The organism is Burkholderia sp. BC1, assembly GCF_052683555.1.
Genome location: NZ_JBQYLP010000001.1, coordinates 162,195 through 180,007, shown reverse-complemented (window position 1 = coordinate 180,007; position 17,813 = coordinate 162,195). Strand labels below are relative to the sequence as shown.

Annotated in this window: 16 protein-coding genes; 6 read left to right on the top strand and 10 right to left on the bottom strand. The window is 67.5% G+C overall.

Translation table 11 applies throughout. The features are described from left to right. Positions 1 to 3: 3 nt before the first annotated feature. The 4 genes from mrdA to ACSHSS_RS00895 form a co-directional block, all read right to left on the bottom strand. The gene (gene mrdA, locus ACSHSS_RS00910; RefSeq protein ID WP_212160588.1) at positions 4 to 2,319 is read right to left on the bottom strand and encodes a penicillin-binding protein 2; all 2,316 of its coding nucleotides are present in this window, start codon (positions 2,317 to 2,319) and stop codon (positions 4 to 6) included. A 102-nt stretch (positions 2,320 to 2,421) separates the two neighbouring features. Next, positions 2,422 to 2,934: a rod shape-determining protein MreD gene (gene mreD, locus ACSHSS_RS00905; protein ID WP_006401859.1), complete on the bottom strand. Its 513-nt coding sequence runs from the start codon at positions 2,932 to 2,934 to the stop codon at positions 2,422 to 2,424. Beyond that, the gene (mreC, locus tag ACSHSS_RS00900) at positions 2,931 to 4,037 is read right to left on the bottom strand and encodes a rod shape-determining protein MreC (RefSeq protein WP_212160599.1); all 1,107 of its coding nucleotides are present in this window, start codon (positions 4,035 to 4,037) and stop codon (positions 2,931 to 2,933) included. Before mreC ends, mreD begins: the two co-directional genes overlap by 4 nt. 125 nt (positions 4,038 to 4,162) lie before the next feature. Further along, positions 4,163 to 5,206 carry a rod shape-determining protein gene (locus ACSHSS_RS00895; protein ID WP_004189550.1) on the bottom strand — a complete coding sequence of 348 codons (1,044 nt, stop codon included), beginning with the start codon at positions 5,204 to 5,206 and terminating at the stop codon, positions 4,163 to 4,165. Between the two features lie 364 nt (positions 5,207 to 5,570). Between ACSHSS_RS00895 and gatC the strand changes: the two genes are divergently transcribed. The 5 genes from gatC (at position 5,571) to ACSHSS_RS00870 (ending at position 10,753) form a co-directional block, all read left to right on the top strand. Continuing rightward, a complete protein-coding gene (gene gatC / locus ACSHSS_RS00890; protein WP_006407213.1) occupies positions 5,571 to 5,870 on the top strand; it encodes an Asp-tRNA(Asn)/Glu-tRNA(Gln) amidotransferase subunit GatC in 300 nt (99 codons plus the stop codon). Between the two features lie 70 nt (positions 5,871 to 5,940). Next, positions 5,941 to 7,512: an Asp-tRNA(Asn)/Glu-tRNA(Gln) amidotransferase subunit GatA gene (gene gatA / locus ACSHSS_RS00885; protein ID WP_212160613.1), complete on the top strand. Its 1,572-nt coding sequence runs from the start codon at positions 5,941 to 5,943 to the stop codon at positions 7,510 to 7,512. Between the two features lie 2 nt (positions 7,513 to 7,514). Next, positions 7,515 to 8,990, top strand: a complete 1,476-nt coding sequence (gene gatB, locus ACSHSS_RS00880; RefSeq protein ID WP_035953358.1) for an Asp-tRNA(Asn)/Glu-tRNA(Gln) amidotransferase subunit GatB — start codon at positions 7,515 to 7,517, stop codon at positions 8,988 to 8,990. A gap of 115 nt (positions 8,991 to 9,105) precedes the next feature. Further along, positions 9,106 to 9,945 (top strand): polyphosphate kinase 2 family protein, encoded by an 840-nt coding sequence (locus ACSHSS_RS00875; protein ID WP_105810367.1) that lies wholly within the window; start codon positions 9,106 to 9,108, stop codon positions 9,943 to 9,945. Between the two features lie 37 nt (positions 9,946 to 9,982). Beyond that, a complete protein-coding gene (locus ACSHSS_RS00870) occupies positions 9,983 to 10,753 on the top strand; it encodes an exodeoxyribonuclease III (protein ID WP_445544474.1) in 771 nt (256 codons plus the stop codon). Positions 10,754 to 10,854: 101 nt separating this feature from the next. On the opposite strand, the gene ACSHSS_RS00865 is transcribed toward ACSHSS_RS00870, so the two are convergent. Beyond that, a complete protein-coding gene (locus tag ACSHSS_RS00865; RefSeq protein WP_006417238.1) occupies positions 10,855 to 11,907 on the bottom strand; it encodes an NAD(P)-dependent alcohol dehydrogenase in 1,053 nt (350 codons plus the stop codon). Between the two features lie 229 nt (positions 11,908 to 12,136). Between ACSHSS_RS00865 and ACSHSS_RS00860 the strand changes: the two genes are divergently transcribed. After that, on the top strand, positions 12,137 to 13,078 hold the full coding sequence (locus ACSHSS_RS00860; protein WP_105778350.1) for an AraC family transcriptional regulator: 942 nt from the start codon (positions 12,137 to 12,139) through the stop codon (positions 13,076 to 13,078). Positions 13,079 to 13,091: 13 nt separating this feature from the next. Here ACSHSS_RS00860 and ACSHSS_RS00855 read toward each other — a convergent pair whose 3' ends face one another. The 5 genes from ACSHSS_RS00855 to ACSHSS_RS00835 all read right to left on the bottom strand — a co-directional run bounded on the left by ACSHSS_RS00855 (position 13,092) and on the right by ACSHSS_RS00835 (position 17,762). Beyond that, positions 13,092 to 14,141 (bottom strand): M48 family metallopeptidase, encoded by a 1,050-nt coding sequence (locus ACSHSS_RS00855; RefSeq protein WP_212160619.1) that lies wholly within the window; start codon positions 14,139 to 14,141, stop codon positions 13,092 to 13,094. After that, positions 14,131 to 15,552: an AmpG family muropeptide MFS transporter gene (locus tag ACSHSS_RS00850; protein ID WP_105779154.1), complete on the bottom strand. Its 1,422-nt coding sequence runs from the start codon at positions 15,550 to 15,552 to the stop codon at positions 14,131 to 14,133. Before ACSHSS_RS00850 ends, ACSHSS_RS00855 begins: the two co-directional genes overlap by 11 nt. 144 nt (positions 15,553 to 15,696) lie before the next feature. Further along, positions 15,697 to 16,305 (bottom strand): methionine biosynthesis protein MetW, encoded by a 609-nt coding sequence (gene metW / locus ACSHSS_RS00845; RefSeq protein WP_006401872.1) that lies wholly within the window; start codon positions 16,303 to 16,305, stop codon positions 15,697 to 15,699. Then, positions 16,302 to 17,447 carry a homoserine O-succinyltransferase MetX gene (gene metX, locus ACSHSS_RS00840; RefSeq protein ID WP_006401873.1) on the bottom strand — a complete coding sequence of 382 codons (1,146 nt, stop codon included), beginning with the start codon at positions 17,445 to 17,447 and terminating at the stop codon, positions 16,302 to 16,304. Before metX ends, metW begins: the two co-directional genes overlap by 4 nt. A 24-nt stretch (positions 17,448 to 17,471) precedes the next feature. Then, positions 17,472 to 17,762, bottom strand: a complete 291-nt coding sequence (locus ACSHSS_RS00835) for a hypothetical protein (protein ID WP_212160633.1) — start codon at positions 17,760 to 17,762, stop codon at positions 17,472 to 17,474. Between the last annotated feature and the right edge of the window lie 51 nt (positions 17,763 to 17,813).

The window sequence follows — 17,813 nt, the reverse complement described above, 5'->3', positions numbered from 1 at the left end:
CCGTTAATGAGCGGTGCCGGCGTTTGCCGCGTCCGCGGCCGCCGTGGCACGAGAGTGGTCGTCGCGCGGGCCGGCCGCGAACGGCTGCCCGTCCTGCGGCGGCTTGCGCGGATCGTCGCCGGCCGGCCGGTGCGGCCGGTGCATGCGGCGCATCGGCGGCAGGCTCGCGGCAAGCGGTGCCGCTGCGCTCGCGTCGGCCGGCGGCGCGGCGCTCGCAGCGGCGCCGGGCGTGTCCGATGCGCCGGCTGCCGACGCGCCGGACGCCGCCTGCGCCGCACTGGCCGCGTTCGGCACGACCGGCTGCGGCAGCGGCTTGAAGCCCGCGGCGACGGTGACGGGCTTCGATCCGTCGCCGATCACCGGCGCGTTCACGGGCTCCGTCGCCGATGCGGCGGCCGCGACCGCCGCCGCCTCGTTCTGCGCGTTCTGGCGCTCGACGAGGTAGAAGTCGAGCACGCGCCGCGCGATCGGGCCCGCCGACTGCGCGCCCCAGCCGCCGTTCTCGACGATCAGCGCGAGCGCGATCTGCGGATGGTCGACCGGCGCATATGCGATGAACAGCGCGTGGTCGCGCAGATGCTCGGCGAGCAGGTGGCCCTTGTAGTTGCCGCCCTGCAGCGAGAACACCTGCGCGGTACCGGTCTTGCCGGCCGCCAGATACGGCGCGCCGCGGAACACCTTGTACGCGGTGCCCGACGGGTTCTCGATCACGTTCTCCATCCCGCGCTTGACGACGTCGATGTCGGCCTGCTTCAGCGGGATCACGCCGCTTTCCTTCGGCACGGTCAGATGGCGCGCGCGCGTGATGGGATCCTCGATCTCCTTCACGAGGTGCGGCTTCATGACGATGCCGTTGTTCGCGAGCGTCGCGGTCGCGTGCGCGAGCTGCAGGATCGTGAACGAGTTGTAGCCCTGGCCGATGCCGAGGCTGATCGTCTCGCCGTCGAACCACTTCTGCTGCGCGGCCTTCTTGAACGCCTTCTTCTTCCAGTCGGTCGACGGCAGGATCCCGCGCGCCTCGCCCTGGATGTCGATGCCGGTGATCTGGCCGAAGCCGAACGGCTTCATGAAGTTCGCGATCGCGTTCACGCCGAGATCGCGCGCGAGCATGTAGAAGTAGGTGTCGTTCGACACCATGATCGCCTTGTTCATGTCGACCCAGCCCTGGCCCGAACGCACGTCGTTGCGGAACGTGTGGCCGCCGAACGTGAAGTAGCCGGGATCCTGGAAGCCCCAGCCCGGCGTGCGCTTGCCGAGCGTCAGGCCTGCGAGCGCCATGAACGGCTTGTAGGTCGAGCCGGGCGGATAGGTGCCGTGCAGCGGACGGTTCAAGAGCGGCTTGTCGGGCGAGTTGTTGAGCTCGTCCCAGGTCTGCTGGTCGATGCCGTCGACGAACGAATTCGGATCGAAGCTCGGCGACGACACGAACGCGAGCACGTCGCCCGTCTTCGGCTCGATCGCGACGAGCGCGCCGCGCTTGCCCGCGAACGCCTGCTCGGCCACCTGCTGCAGCCCGATGTCGAGCGACAGCACGAGGTTGTCGCCGGGCGTCGCCTGCGTACGCGACAGCGTGCGCACCGGCCGGCCGCCGGCCGTCACCTCGACTTCCTCGAAGCCCGTCAGCCCGTGCAGCTCCGTTTCGTAGCTCTGCTCGACGCCGATCTTGCCGATGTAGTCGGTGCCCTTGTAGTTGTTCGCGTCGCGCCGCGGATCGTAGGTTTCCTGGTCGCTGTCGTTCTCGTCGCTCATCGCGTCGATCCGGTCCTGGTCGCGCTTCGAGATCCGGCCGATATAGCCGATCACGTGCGCGGCGGTCGTGCCGAGCGGATATTGGCGGAACAGCCGCGCGCGCACGTCGACGCCCGGAAAGCGGAAACGCTGCGCGGTGAAGCGCGCGACTTCGTCGTCGGTGAGCCGCGTGCGGATCGGCAGGCTTTCGAAGTTCTTCGAGTCTTCCTGCAGCTTCTTGAAGCGGCGGCGGTCGCGCGCGTCGATCGGGATGATCTGCGACAGCTTGTCGATCGTGTTCTCGAGCGTGTCGTCGAGCTTCGACGGCGTGATCTCGAGCGTGTAGGCCGAGTAGTTCTTCGCGAGGATCACGCCGTTGCGGTCGGTGATGATCCCGCGGTTCGGCACGATCGGCGCGACGGAGATGCGGTTTTCCTCGGCCTGCAGCGCATATTTGCCGTGCTGCATCAGCTGCAGATAGAAGAAGCGGCTCGCGAGCAGCCCGAAGCAGACGAACACGAACACGCCCGCCGCCGCGACGCGCAGGCGGAACTTCGAGAGCTGCTGTTGGGTGTCGTTGAATTCGGTCATGCGATTACGGTCGGTCGGCCCGGCGCGCGCACGGGCGAGGTGCCGCCCCGGGGCGCGGCGCGCGGCGGGTGCGGAGGCGGCGGGTCATCAAGGTGCGGTCCGTCAGATCGGGCGCGTATCGTCCGGGTCGACCGGGCGGCGTTGCGGCATCAGCAGCAGATGGCTGGCGAGCGGCCACAGCGCGGCTTCGACGAAGCCGTCGACCAGATAGCGCCAGCCCGGGAACGCGGCGCCCATCATCAGCCGGATCACGAACGGCACGAGCTGCGCGCCGACCAGCAGCGGCGTCACGTACAGCACCTGCACGCCGATCGGCATCCACAGCACGCGGCGATGGATCGTGATCGCACCGTACGACAGCAGCGTGTAGGCGAGCGCGTGCTCGCCGAGCAGCCCTGCGTCGTGCACGTCCATCAGGATGCCGAGCGCGAACGCGACGCCCATCCCGACCTTGCGCGGCTGGTGGATGTTCCAGAACAGCAGCACGAGCGCGACGAAGTCGGGCACGCCGGGCAGGCGGCCCCACGGCATCAGGTTCAGCAGGAACGCGGCGGCGAGGCTGAACGCGATGAAGTACGGGTTGACCGGCTGCAGGATGTATTGCGGGCGATTCATCGCTGGGCTCCTGAGGGCGCGGTCGCCGGCTTCGCGGCGGTGCCGGCCGGCTTGCCGGGCGCGGCCGGTTTCACGGGCGCGGGTTTCGCACCGGCCGGCGGCGCGGCATCGGCCGGCTGCTTGGCTGCGTCGGCGGGCTTCGCGCTCGCGTCGGCGGGCTTCGCGTTCGCGTCGCCCTTCTCGCCCTTCGCGGCGGCCGCCTTCGCCGCCTTCTTGCCTTTCGCGTTCTTCTCCGCGGCCGGCTCGGGATCGGCCGGACGCGGCGGAATGTCGTTCTGGTAATGCAGCACGAGCATCTGCCGCGCACCGCGCACGGCGGCGACCGGCGCGCAGGTGACGCGCGCGAACGCGGTATCGGCGAGCTTGTCGACGCGTACGACCTTCGCGACCGGCAGGCCCGGCGGATAGACGCCGTCGAGGCCGCTCGTCACGAGTTCGTCGCCGGCGACGAGATCGGCACTGGTCGGCACGAAGCGCAGATCGAGCGAATCGCCCTTCGGCGTGCCGTAGATCACGCTGCGCAGGCCGGTGCGCAACACCTGCACGGGGATCGCGAGATCGCGATCGGTGATCAGCGTGACTTCGGCTTGCAGCGGGAACACGCGCGTGACCTGGCCGACCACGCCGTCCTCGCTGACGACGGGCGCGCCGTCCTGAATGCCCTGCTGCGAGCCTTGGCCGATCACGATCTTCTGCGTGAACGGATCACTGGTGTCGTACTGGATCTCGACGGGCGTCGACTGCGCGGCGATCTGCTGGCGCAGCGCGAGCAGCGCGCGCAGATGCACGTTCTCCTGCGTGAGGATCGCGGCCTGGTTCGCAAGCGTCGACAGTTGCAGGTTGCGCTTGCGCAGCTGCTCGTTCTCGCCGCGCAGCGTCGCGCCGGTGACGGCGAGATCGGCGGCGCCCATGAACAGGTCGCGCGGCACGAGCGCCGCGCGCTGCAGCGGATAGAGCACGGTACCGAGCACGCCGCGGACGATTTCGAGCGTGCTGAAGCGCGCGTCCGATACGAGGAGCGCGATGGCGAGGGCGACGAAGAAGATGAGCCGCGCGAGCGCGGGCGGACCTTGCTTGAAGAGGGGCGGCGGACTGTATTCCATGGTCGGCGCCGGGCGCGGGTGACCGGTCAAATGATGCTCAGACGCGCAAACGGCGCGGCGGTTCGTTCTGAACGAGCGATCCGGCCACGCCGCGCGTGCGTCATGTCAAGAAACGGCTTATACGATCACTCGTACGAGAAGATGCTGCCCAGCTTGTCCATGCGTTCGAGCGCCATGCCCGAACCGCGTACGACGCAGGTGAGCGGATCTTCGGCGACGAGCACCGGCAGGCCGGTTTCTTCCGCGAGCAGGCGATCGAGGTCGCGCAGCAGCGCACCGCCGCCCGTCAGCATCATGCCGCGCTCGGCGATGTCGGCGCCGAGTTCCGGCGGCGTCTGCTCGAGGGCGATCTTCACCGACGACACGATCTGGTTCAGCGGATCGGTCAGCGCTTCGAGGATTTCGTTGCTCGAGATCGTGAAGCTGCGCGGAATGCCTTCCGACAGATTGCGGCCCTTCACTTCCATTTCCTTCACTTCGGAGCCCGGGAACGCGGAGCCGATTTCCTTCTTGATCGCTTCGGCCGTCTGTTCGCCGATCAGCATCCCGTAGTTGCGGCGGATGTAGTTGACGATCGCCTCGTCGAACTTGTCGCCGCCGACGCGCACCGAGCCCTTGTAGACGATGCCACCGAGCGAGATCACGCCGACTTCGGTCGTGCCGCCGCCGATGTCGACGACCATCGAGCCCGTCGCTTCCGACACCGGCAGGCCCGCGCCGATCGCGGCGGCCATCGGTTCTTCGATCAGGTAGACCTGCGAGGCGCCGGCGCCGTGCGCGGCTTCCTTGATCGCGCGGCGCTCGACCTGCGTCGAGCCGCACGGCACGCAGATGATGATGCGCGGCGACGGCGAGAACATGCGCGACTCGTGCGCCGTCTTGATGAACTGCTTGATCATCTGCTCGGTGACGGTGAAGTCGGCGATCACGCCGTCCTTCATCGGGCGGATCGCCTCGATGTTGCCCGGCACCTTGCCGAGCATCTGCTTGGCTTCCTTGCCGACGGCCTGGATCGTCTTCTTGCCGTTGGGGCCGCCTTCCTGGCGAATCGACACGACGGACGGCTCATCGAGCACGATGCCTTTGCCGCGCATGTAGATCAGGGTGTTTGCGGTGCCGAGATCGATCGCCAGATCGTTGGAGAAATAGCTGCGCAAAAAACCGAACATTCAGAATCCTGTCTCGCTCTGGGGCCGGCCCTGCGTCACGGGTCTCAGGGCGGCAGCGGAAAAAATAACAGCCTCGGATCGTGGCGGAACGGGCCGCCGCGGCGCTCGAAGCTGCAAGTGATATTTACCGGAAATCGCACGAAGCACGCACGGCTTGCCAAAGCAGGGGCGAAACGGTGCGGGAAAAGGCTGCCGGGTCTGGGTCGAACGCGTAATGATACCTTATAATTTCGCGGTATTTGAATCGAAACGGGCGGTATTTTTGCCGCTTCGGCCCCGATTTTTGAGGGTGGGATCGCACCCTTCAACCCCCGCCGCGGCGCCGCTTTCGCGCGCCGCGCAGCCTTGTTTTTCCGGTGATCGCATGGCCCTGACCCTGACCGATGTGAAACGCATCGCCCACCTCGCGCGACTCGAAATGGCCGACGCCGACGCCGAGCACACGCTCGGCCAGCTCAACGAATTCTTCGGCCTCGTCGAGCAGATGCAGGCGGTCGACACCGCCGGCATCGCGCCGCTCGCGCACCCGATCGAACAGATCCAGGAAGTCGCGCAGCGGCTGCGGGACGACGCCGTCACGGAAGTCGTGAACCGCGACGACAACCAGCGTCCGGCGCCGGCCGTCCAGGACGGCCTCTATCTCGTGCCGAAGGTGATCGAGTAAACGCTCGACGACAAGCGCGCCGGCCCGCACGGCGCCGCGCGCGACCCAGAATTCCCAGGAAGACTCCCTCATGCACGCAAAAAGCCTGACCGAACTGCGCGCCGCGCTCGCCGCCAAGGAATGCTCGGCCGTCGAGCTCGCGCAGCACTATCTGAAACGGATCGACGCCGCACGCGACCTGAACGCGTTCGTCCACGTCGAGCCCGAACTCACCCTCGCGCAGGCGAAGGCCGCCGATGCCGAACTCGCGCGCGGCGCGGGCGGCCCGCTGACGGGCCTGCCGATCGCGCACAAGGACGTGTTCGTCACGCGCGGCTGGCGCTCGACGGCCGGCTCGAAGATGCTCGCCAATTACGAGAGCCCGTTCGACGCGACGGTCGTCGCCCGCCTGCAGGCGGCCGGCATGGTCACGCTCGGCAAGACCAACATGGACGAGTTCGCGATGGGCTCGTCGAACGAGAATTCCGCGTTCGGCGCGGTGAAGAACCCGTGGGACACGAACGCCGTGCCGGGCGGCAGCTCGGGCGGCAGCTCGGCCGCGGTGGCCGCGCGTCTCGCGCCGGCCGCGACCGGCACCGACACCGGCGGCTCGATCCGCCAGCCGGCGTCGTTCGCGGGCGTGACCGGCATCAAGCCGACCTACGGCCGCGTGTCGCGCTACGGCATGATCGCGTTCGCGTCGTCGCTCGACCAGGGCGGCCCGATGGCGCAGAGCGCGTCCGACTGCGCGCTGCTGCTCAACGCGATGGCCGGCTTCGACGAGCGCGACTCGACGAGCCTCGAGCGCGACGACGAAGACTTCGCGCGCCACCTCGGCCAGCCGTGGGCGCCGGGCAACGACGCGGGCAAGCCGCTCGCCGGCCTGCGCATCGGCCTGCCGAACGAGTATTTCGGCGACGGTCTCGCCGACGACGTGCGCGCGGCGATCGACGCGGCACTCAAGCAATATGAAGCGCTCGGCGCGACGCTCGTGCCGGTGTCGCTGCCGAAGACGGAGCTGTCGATTCCCGTGTACTACGTGATCGCGCCGGCCGAGGCCTCGTCGAACCTGTCGCGGTTCGACGGCGTGCGCTTCGGCCATCGCGCCGCGCAGTACGGCGATCTGCTCGACATGTACAAGAAGTCGCGCGCCGAAGGCTTCGGGCCCGAAGTGAAGCGCCGCATTCTCGTCGGCACGTATGTGCTGTCGCACGGCTACTACGACGCGTATTACCTGCAGGCGCAGAAGATCCGCCGCATCATCGCGAACGACTTCCAGGAAGCATTCAAGTCCTGCGACGTGATCATGGGCCCGGCGTCGCCGACGGTCGCATGGGATCTCGGCGCGAAGGGCGACGATCCGGTGCAGATGTATCTGGCCGATATCTACACGCTGTCGGTGAGCCTCGCCGGCCTGCCCGGCATGAGCGTGCCGTGCGGCTTCGGCGCGGGCGCGAACGCGAAGCGTCCGGTCGGCCTGCAGATCATCGGCAACTATTTCAACGAAGCCCGGATGCTGCAGGTCGCCGACGCGTTCCAGCGCGCGACCGACTGGCACAAGCAAGTTCCGGCAGGGGGGGGGAATGAGCCCCCACGCTCACTTTGTTCGCTGCCCCCCGAGGGGGCGCATGCCTCCCTTGAGGCGGCTCGGCGGGAGGCATGAACATGTCTACTCAATGGGAAGTCGTCATCGGTCTCGAGACGCACGCGCAACTGTCGACCGTCTCGAAGATTTTCTCCGGCGCCTCGACGCAGTTCGGCGCCGAGCCGAACACGCAGGCCTGCCCCGTCGATCTCGCGCTGCCCGGCGTGCTGCCGGTGCTGAACCGCGGCGCGGTCGAGCGTGCGATCCGCTTCGGCCTCGCGATCGGCGCGACCATCGCGCCGCGCAGCATCTTCGCGCGCAAGAATTATTTCTATCCCGATCTGCCGAAGGGCTATCAGATCAGCCAGTACGAGATTCCGGTCGTGCAGGGCGGCGCGATCACGATCCAGGTGCCGGCCAACGAGAAGGCCGGCAAGCCGGCGTACGAGAAGACCGTCAACCTGACCCGCGCGCACCTCGAGGAAGATGCAGGCAAGTCGCTGCATGAAGACTTCGCCGGCATGACGGGCATCGACCTGAACCGCGCGGGCACGCCGCTGCTCGAGATCGTCACCGAGCCGGAAATGCGCAGCGCGGCCGAAGCCGTCGCCTACGCGAAGGCGCTGCACGCGCTCGTCGTGTGGCTCGGCATCTGCGACGGCAACATGCAGGAAGGCTCGTTCCGCTGCGACGCGAACGTGTCGGTGCGTCCGGTCGGTCAGGAAAAGTTCGGCACGCGCGCCGAGATCAAGAACCTGAACTCGTTCCGCTTCCTCGAGGAAGCGATCAACTACGAAGTGCGTCGCCAGATCGAGCTGATCGAGGACGGCGGCGAGGTCGTGCAGGAAACGCGTCTGTACGATCCGGACAAGCGCGAAACGCGCTCGATGCGCAGCAAGGAAGACGCGCACGACTACCGCTACTTCCCCGATCCCGACCTGATGCCGCTCGTGATCGGCCGCGACTGGGTCGAGCGCGTGCAGGCCGGGATGCCCGAGCTGCCGGCCGCGATGCAGCAGCGCTTCGTCGAGCAATATGGCGTGTCCGCGTACGACGCCGGCGTGCTGACGTCGACGAAGGCGATGGCCGCGTACTTCGAGGCCGTCGTCGCGAAGGCGGGCGCCGCGAACGCGAAGATCGCCGCGAACTGGCTGATGGGCGACGTGTCGTCGCAGCTGAACCGTGACGGCATCGAGATCGACGCGATTCCGGTATCGGCCGCGCAGCTCGCGCTGCTGCTGCAGCGTATCGCCGACGGCACGATCTCGAACAAGATCGCGAAGGAAGTGTTCGCGACGATGTGGGAAGAGAAGGCGAGCGACGACGGCGCGGCCGATCGCATCATCGACGCGAAGGGCCTGAAGCAGATCTCCGACACCGGCGCGCTGGAAGCGATCATCGACGAGGTGCTCGCGGCAAACGCGAAGTCGGTCGAGGAATTCCGCGCGGGCAAGGAAAAGGCGTTCAACGCGCTGATCGGCCAGGCGATGAAGGCGACCAAGGGCAAGGCCAATCCGCAGCAGGTCAACGAACTGCTGAAGAAGAAGCTCGGCTGAACATGACCGCGCGCCTGAACCGCGCCTGACGACGGGCCGCTGCCGAACCTGTTCGGCGCGGCCCGTCGCGTTTCGATGCGAGCGCCCGCGCGCCGCGTCGTACAAGGAGGAACGAATGGCGAAACAACCGTCGCTCGACGATTTCCGCGTGCCGTACTTCAAGCACGGCAAGGATGCCGCCGCATTCCGGCTCGACGCGTTCGATCCGTCGGCGAAGCCGTTTTCGTCGGGCTCGAAGGATGCCGACCGCGACCGGCTGTCGATCGTATCGACCGAGCTCGACGTGCAGCAGGAGCGGCTGCACACGCAGCAGAAAAAGCGCGTGCTGCTCGTGCTGCAGGGGATGGACACGAGCGGCAAGGACGGCACCGTGCGCGCGGTGTTCCGCGACGTCGATCCGCTCGGGCTGCGCATCGTGCCGTTCAAGGCGCCGACGCCGATCGAGGCCGCGCACGACTTCCTCTGGCGCGTGCACGCGCAGGTGCCGGCCGCAGGCGAGCTCGCGATTTTCAATCGCAGCCATTACGAGGACGTGCTGGTGCCGCGCGTGCTCGGCACGATCGACGACAAGGAATGCGAGCGCCGCTACCGGCAGATCCGCGATTTCGAGACGATGCTCGCGGAGAACGGCACGACGATCGTCAAATGCTTCCTGCACATCTCGAAGGACGAGCAGCGCGAGCGGCTGCAGGCGCGCATCGACGATCCGACCAAGCACTGGAAGTTCGACATTGCCGATCTCGACGCGCGCAAGCACTGGGATGCATACCAGGCCGCGTACCGCGACGCGCTCGCCGCGACGTCGGCCGAGCATGCGCCGTGGTATGTGATTCCGGCGAACTCGAAGACGCATCGCAACGTGATGATCGCCGAACTGCTGCTGCGCGCGATGACCGAGATGAAGCTGCAATATCCGCCGCCGAAACCGGAGCTCGAGGGCGTGAAAGTCCGCTGAGCCGCCACCCGAATACTGAACTGAAACGGAACCCGACATGATGCGTGTGATTACCGCCAACCTGAACGGCATCCGCTCGGCCGCGAAGAAGGGCTTCTTCGACTGGCTCGGCGAACAGAACGCCGATTGCGTCTGCGTGCAGGAAATCAAGGTGTCGGCCGACGATCTGCCGGCCGAATTCGTCGCGCCGCACGGCCTGAAGAGCTATTTCCACCATGCCGCGAAGAAGGGCTACAGCGGCGCGGGCCTGTACAGCCGCCGCGAGCCCGACGACGTGATCATCGGCTTCGGCAGCAGCGAATTCGATCCCGAAGGGCGTTACGTCGAGGCGCGCTACGGCAAGCTGTCGGTCGTGTCGGTGTACGTGCCGTCCGGCTCGAGCGGCGACGAGCGCCAGCAGGCGAAGTACCGCTTCATGGACGAATTCATGCCGCATCTCGCGGAGCTGAAGAAGACGCGCGAGGTGATCCTCTGCGGCGACGTGAACATCGTCCACAAGGAGATCGACATCAAGAACTGGAAGAGCAACGAGAAGAACTCCGGGTGCCTGCCCGAAGAGCGCGCGTGGCTCTCGAAGCTGTTCGACGACGTCGGCTACGTCGACGTGTTCCGCACGCTCGATCCGCGGCCCGAGCAGTACACGTGGTGGAGCAACCGCGGGCAGGCGTATGCGAAGAACGTCGGGTGGCGGATCGATTACCAGATCGCGACGCCGGGCGTGGCGTCGACCGCGAAAAGCACGTCGATCTTCAAGGACATCAAGTTCAGCGACCACGCGCCGCTGACGGTGGATTACGACTACGCGTGACGGCTCGCGCCGTGCGGCGCGCGCTCGATCGCGCCGCATCGTAGCAACGAAAAACGGGCCGCATGTCGCACATGCGGCCCGTCTCGTTTCGCCGGTGCGGCTTACTGCTTGATCGACGCCATGTCGATCACGAACCGGTACTTCACGTCGCTCTTCAGCATCCGCTCGTACGCGGCGTTGATCTGCTGCATCGGAATGATTTCGATATCGGACGTGATGCCGTGCTGCGCGCAGAAGTCGAGCATTTCCTGCGTTTCCGCGATCCCGCCGATCAGCGAGCCGGCGAGGCGGCGGCGCTTGAAGATCAGGTTGAACACCTGCGGCGACGGGTGATCGTGCTCGGGCGCGCCGACGAGCGTCATCGTGCCGTCGCGCTTGAGCAGATGCAGGAACGGATTCAGGTCGTGCTGCGCAGCGACCGTGTTCAGGATGAAGTCGAAGCTGTTCAGGTGCGCGTTCATCTGCGCTTCGTCCTTCGACACGACGACTTCATGCGCGCCCAGGCGCTTGCCGTCCTCGATCTTCGACGGCGACGTCGTGAACAGCACGACGTGCGCGCCCATCGCGCGAGCGAGCTTCACGCCCATGTGGCCGAGCCCGCCGAGGCCGACGATGCCGACCTTCTTGCCGGGCCCGACGTTCCACTGACGCAGCGGCGAATACGTGGTGATCCCCGCGCAGAGCAGCGGCGCGGCGCCGGCCGCGTCGAGCGTGTCGGGTACGCGCAGCACGAACGCTTCGTCGACGACGATCTGCGTCGAGTAGCCGCCGTACGTGATGTCGCCCGTCACGCGATCCTGGCCGTTGTAGGTGCCGACGAAGCCGTTCTCGCAATACTGCTCGAGGCCTTCCGCGCAGCTTGCGCAAGTGCGGCACGAATCGACGAGACAGCCGACGCCGACCAGCTCGCCGACCTTGAAGCGCGAGACCTGCGGCCCGGTTGCCGTTACGCGCCCGACGATCTCGTGGCCCGGGACGACCGGATAGATCGTGTTGCGCCATTCGTTGCGCGCCTGATGGAGGTCGGAATGGCAGACGCCGCAGTAGAGGATCTCGATCTGCACGTCGAGGTCGCGCAGCGCGCGGCGCTGAAATTCGAACGGGGCGAGCGGCGATTGCGCGTCGGTCGCCGCGTAGGCATAGGTGGTGCTCATGCGTAAGGCTCCTTGTCCGGTTAAACATCCGGCAAAACGGACGGCACGCCGCGCGGTGTGGCGACGCGGCGAGACAGGTCCCCATCGTAAGGAGCGCGGCGCCGCGATGAAATACACGAAGGTCTCGAACCTTTGCCTATTCCTCTTGAATTTCTCGCGAAAGGCCGTGGAAACGCCGACACGGTGCTAAATTGCGAGCCAGATTCTCTTGCAGTACAGGAACTTGCCGATGAGTTTCCAGCCCCTTTTTGCCGATTCGGCCGACCGCGTGCGGCGCCGCATGATCGAGCTGCATACGCGCCTCGCGCCGGACGAGGGCGACACGCCGGCCGCGATCGACGGCGTGCGCTTCATCCGCGTGAGCCGGCCGGCGCCGCGCTTGCCGGTGCTCTACGAGCCGAGCATCGTCGTCGTCTGTCAGGGTCGCAAGCTCGGTTATCTCGGCGAGCGTTCGTTCGTGTACGACGCGCAGCAGTACCTCGTGCTGTCGGTGCCGCTGCCGTTCGAATGCGAGACGCACGCGAGCGCCGACGAGCCGTTCCTCGCGATCTCGATCCGCGTCGATCTCGCCGTGATCGCCGAGCTCGCGATCCTGCTCGACGAGACGCTCGGCGCGGCCGTCAGCGAACCGCACGGCGTCTATTCGACGCCGCTCGACGCGCCGCTCGCGGACGCGGTGCTGCGGCTGCTCGAGACGCTCGCGTCGCCGCACGACACGCGCGTGCTCGGGCCGTCGATCATGCGCGAGATCGCGTATCGCGTGCTGACCGGCGCGCAGGGCGACGCGATTCGCGCGGCGCTCGTCCAGCAGCATCACTTCGGCCGGATCGCAAAGGCGCTGCGGCGCATTCATGCGGACCTGCGGGCCGACCTCGACGTCGAGACGCTCGCCCGCGAGGCCGGAATGAGCCTCGCGGTGTTCCATGCGCAGTTCAAGCACGTGACGGCGACGTCGCCGATGCAGTACGTGAAGACCGCGCGGCTGCATCAGGCGCGGCTGATGATGGTGCAGAACGGTCTTGGCGCGGGCGCCGCGGCCGCGCGCGTCGGCTATGCCAGTGCGTCGCAGTTCAGCCGCGAGTTCAAGCGGCTGTTCGGCCGCAGCCCCGGCGACGAGGTGCGCGCGATGCGCGACAGCAGCGATCGCGCGGCCGCCGCGGCGCAGCGATAGGCGCGCGCGCCGCTCAGCGCCGCACGACCTTGCGCCGCTGCGCGCTGATGCCCGCGTAGTCGGGCAGCGCATCGACGCGCTTGCCGATCGCCTTCGCGTAGAGCGGCATCAGGTCCGGCAGCCGGTTCAGCAGATCCTGGCGGCGCGATGCGCCGTACGGATGCGTATAGATGAAGCCGGCCGTCTTGTTCGCGCGCGTGGCGGCCGCGAGCTTGTCCCACAGCGTGATCGCCGCGCGCGGATCGAAGCCGGCGCGCGCGGCGATGTCGCCGCCGATCACGTCGGCCTCGGTCTCGTCGGTCGGATCGTAGCGCAGCGTCTGCAGACGTTCGCCGAGATGCAGCGACTGCGGCAGCGGATCGCCGACGCCGAACAGCGGCGGCAGCGTCGCCGCGCGCAGCGACGTCTGCGACGTCGCGCCGAAGTTGCCGCGCGCATGTTCGCGCAGCGCGTGCGCGATGCCGTGTGCGATCAGCACGCCGAGCTCGTCGTCGTTCAGGCGCACGCGGTCGAGCAGGCCCGTATACACGAGGATCTTGCCGCCCGGCAGACACGTGAGGCGGATCTCGCGCGAGCGGATCGCGTTGACGTCCCAGGTCCAGCCCTTCACGCGATCGTTCCATTTGACCGAGTACGGCGCGAGCTTCGCGACGATCGCATGCAGCCGTTTCATCCGCGGCTGGCTCGCGGGCAGCAGCCGTTTCTCGTCGGCGGCCGTCTGCACGATCTGCGCGTATTCGCTCGCGGTGAGCTGTTCGAGCAGCGGCGACGGAATCAGCGAGCGAAACGCGATCGCGTTGCCGAGACGCACCTGCTGCGGCGCCGGCGTATACGCCTTCGCGGACGCCGCCGCGCCGCTCGGCTGTGTCGCGTCGGCCGCGAGCGGCGGTGCGGGCGTGGCCGCGGCGGGCGCCGGTGCGGCGGACGGTGCCGCACCGGTTGCATTGCCCGTTGCGTTGCCGGCCGTGTCGCTCGCCTGCGCGGCCGGTACGCCGAGCGCAGCCGCGCCGACGCTCAGCGACGCGACGAGACGCGCGAGCGCGCGCAGCCGATCATTGCGCACGGCTGGCCTCGCCGTTGCGTGCGGTGCCGTTCCACGGCGCTATCCAGAACAGCAGCAGCATGCCGGGGATGCCGAGCGCGGTGCAGACGAGGAAGTAGTCGAACCAGCCGATCTTCGCGACGATGAAGCCGCTCGCGGCCGACGCGAGCGTGCGCGGCACCGATGCGAGGCTCGTGAACAGCGCGAACTGCGTCGCCGTGTAGCGCGGATCGGTCGTGCTCGCGATATACGCGACGAACGCGGCCATCGTCAGGCCCGTCGCGAACGTCTCCGCGCCGTAGACGATCGCGAGCGCGACCGTCATCGGGCTGAACTGCGGCGTGACGGCGATGCCGAATATCGACAGCCCCGACGCGATCGCATGGCTCGCCGCGACCGTGAAGTCGTAGAGCACCGCGAGCACCGGCGAACCGGGGCCGAGCTGCGCGAGCCAGGCGAAGCCGAGCGTCGACACCATCTGCAGCACGCCGAAGATCCACAGCCCGCGGCCGATCCCGATCTTCACGAGCCATACGCCGCCGATGATGCCGCCGGCCACGCTCGCGACGAGTGCGGTCGTTTTCGCGACGATGCCGATTTCGGTCCGCGTGAAGCCGACGTCGAGGAAGAACGACGTCGACAGCGTCGTGGCCATCGTATCGCCGACCTTGAACAGGAAGATGAACGCGATCACGAGCAGCGCGCCGGCCCAGCCGTCGCGCTGGATGAATTCGCGAAACGGCAGCACGATCGCGTCGCGCAGGCTGCGCGGCGGCGAGCCGACCACGTCGGGCTCGCGCACGACGAGCGTCATCAGGATGCCGGGCAGCATGAACGCGCCGGTGACCGCGAACACGACGTCCCACGGCAGATGATCGGAGAGGATCAGCGACAGCGAGCCGGGAATCAGCGCGGCGATCTTGTAGGCGTTCACGTGCACCGCATTGCCGAGCCCCTGTTCGGTGTCGCGCAGCAGTTCGCGCCGATAGGCGTCGATCACGATGTCGGAGCTCGCGCCGAAGAACGCGACGAGCGTCGTCAGCGCGGCAACCGTCCAGATCGAGTCGCGCGGCGACACGAAGCCGAGCGCCGCGATCGCACCGGCGACGAGCACCTGCGTGAGCAGCATCCAGCCGCGCCGGCGACCCGGCCGCCAGCCGGGCAGGCGCGGGATGTAGCGGTCCATCAGCGGCGCCCACAGGAACTTCCAGGTATAGGGGAACTGGATCAGCGCGAACAGGCCGATTTCCTTCAGGTTCACGCCTTCGGAGCGCAGCCATGCCTGCACGAGATAGACGAGCGTGAAGAGCGGGAGGCCCGACGTGAAGCCGAGAAACACGCAGATCAGCATGTGCGTGTTCAGGTAGGCGCGCCAGCCGGGATGTTCCTCGTGAGCGGTGAGTGCGGGCGCCTCGTGTGGCGTTTTCGACATGGATGACAGAAACCGGATAGCGTTGGCGGATTGCGGCGGCAGGGCAGGCAGCCGCGCGCGCGGCGCGAAGCCGGCGCCCGCGCGTGCGGGCGAACCGGCGCGGCCGGAACTGCCGGCCGGGCGTTCCGTCAACGGCTTCCCGGCTCAGCTGCGCTTGACGCGGTAGACAGCAAGACTACCACGCCAGTTCGCTCCCCATCGAATCGGCTGACCTTCGTGCAGCACGACGCGGTCGAGGATCGTGATGCCGACTTCCGGCGCGAGCGCCTCGAAATCCTTGATCGTCAGCACGCGCACGTTCGGCGTGTTGTGCCACTGGTACGGCAGCGATTTCGACACCGGCATCCGGCCGCGCAGCACCGACAGCCGATGCGCCCAGTAGCCGAAGTTCGGGAACGACACGATGCATTCGCGGCCGACGCGCGCCGTTTCGCGCAGGATCGCGGCCGTCTGGTGAATCGTCTGCAGCGTCTGCGAGAGGATCGCGAAATCGAAGCTGTGATCCTCGAACAGGCGCAGCCCGTCCTCGAGGTTCTGCTGGATCACGTTGATGCCGTTCTTCGCGCTGGCGAGCACGCCCGCGTCGTTCAGCTCGATCCCGTAGCCCGTCACGTCGAGTTCTTCCATCAGCAGCGACAGCAGCGAGCCGTCGCCGCAGCCGAGGTCGAGCACCGTCGAGCGCGGCTCGACCCAGCGCGCGATCGCGCGGAAGTCCGCGCGCGCGGACAGGGAGTTCAGCGCCTGCTGGTTCATGCACCCACCTCGTTGGCGATTCGTTCGTAATACGCGCGGATCAGGTTGTGATAGCGCGCGTCGTCGAGCAGGAATGCGTCGTGGCCGTGCGGCGCATCGATCTCCGCGTAGCTGACCGTGCGCTTGTTGTCGAGCAGCGCCTTGACGATTTCGCGCGAGCGGGCGGGCGCGAAGCGCCAGTCGGTCGAGAAGCTCGCGATCAGGTATTTCGCCTGCGTGTGCGCGAGCGCGGCCGTCAGATTGCCGTCGAACGCCTTCGCCGGATCGAAGTAGTCGAGCGCGCGCGTGATCAGCAGGTAGGTGTTCGCGTCGAAGTAGTCGGCGAACTTGTCGCCCTGATAGCGCAGGTACGACTCGACCTCGAACTCGACGTCGAAGCTGAAGTTGTACGCGTCGAGCGCGCCGTCCGCGCGGCGCAGTGCGCGGCCGAATTTCTCGGCCATGTCGTCGTCGGACAGGTACGTGATGTGGCCGATCATCCGCGCGACGCGCAGGCCGCGCTTCGGCTTCACGCCGTGCGCGTAGTAGTCGCCGCCGTGGAAATCGGGATCGGACAGGATCGCCGAGCGGGCGACCTCGTTGAACGCGATGTTCTGCGCGGACAGCTTCGGCGTCGACGCGATGTCGATGCAGTGCGCGACGCGCTCCGGATACATCAGGCTCCAGGCCAGCGCCTGCATGCCGCCGAGGCTGCCGCCCATCACTGCGGCGAAGCGCTCGATGCCGAACGCGTCGGCGACGCGCGCCTGCGCGTGCACCCAGTCTTCGACGGTGACGACCGGAAAGCGCGCGCCGTACGGCTTGCCGGTCGACGGATCGATGCTCATCGGGCCGGTCGAGCCGAAGCACGAGCCGAGGTTGTTCACGCCGATCACGAAGAAGCGGTTGGTGTCGAGCGGCTTGCCGGGGCCGACCATGTTGTCCCACCAGCCGGTGCTGCGCGGATCGTCCGCGTAGACGCCGGCGACGTGATGCGACGCGTTCAGCGCATGGCATACGAGGACCGCGTTCGAGCGCGCGGCGTTGAGCTCGCCGTACGTCTCGACGACGAGCTGATAGTTGCCGATCACGCTGCCGCTTTGCAAGCGCAGCGGTTCGGCGAAATGCATGGTCTGTGGAGCGACGATGCCGATCGATTCCATTCGTTCCGCCTTATGACTGGGCGGCTAAATGGTGTCGGCGATGCGCGGAGTCGAAGATGCGCGGCTGACGACCTCTTTAGCCGCATTTGTAGTGAACCGCCGGGGAACGACGCATCGATGCATCAACGCCCCGGCCGGTTCGCGCGCCCGCAATCGAGTCAGCAAATCGGCGCGCTTCCGACATGCCGCCCGGGTGGCGGCAGTCGGCAGAGTATAGCGGAAATTGCCGGCGCGGGAAGCGACGCCGCCGTTGCGGGTTTCGACGAGCGGGATGCCGACCTTCGTCGTCGCGCCGTCTCCGCTTGTGCGCTTCACGACGAGCGCGGTGTACGCGCGACGCAGGCGGCAACGCGCCGGCGTCGGACA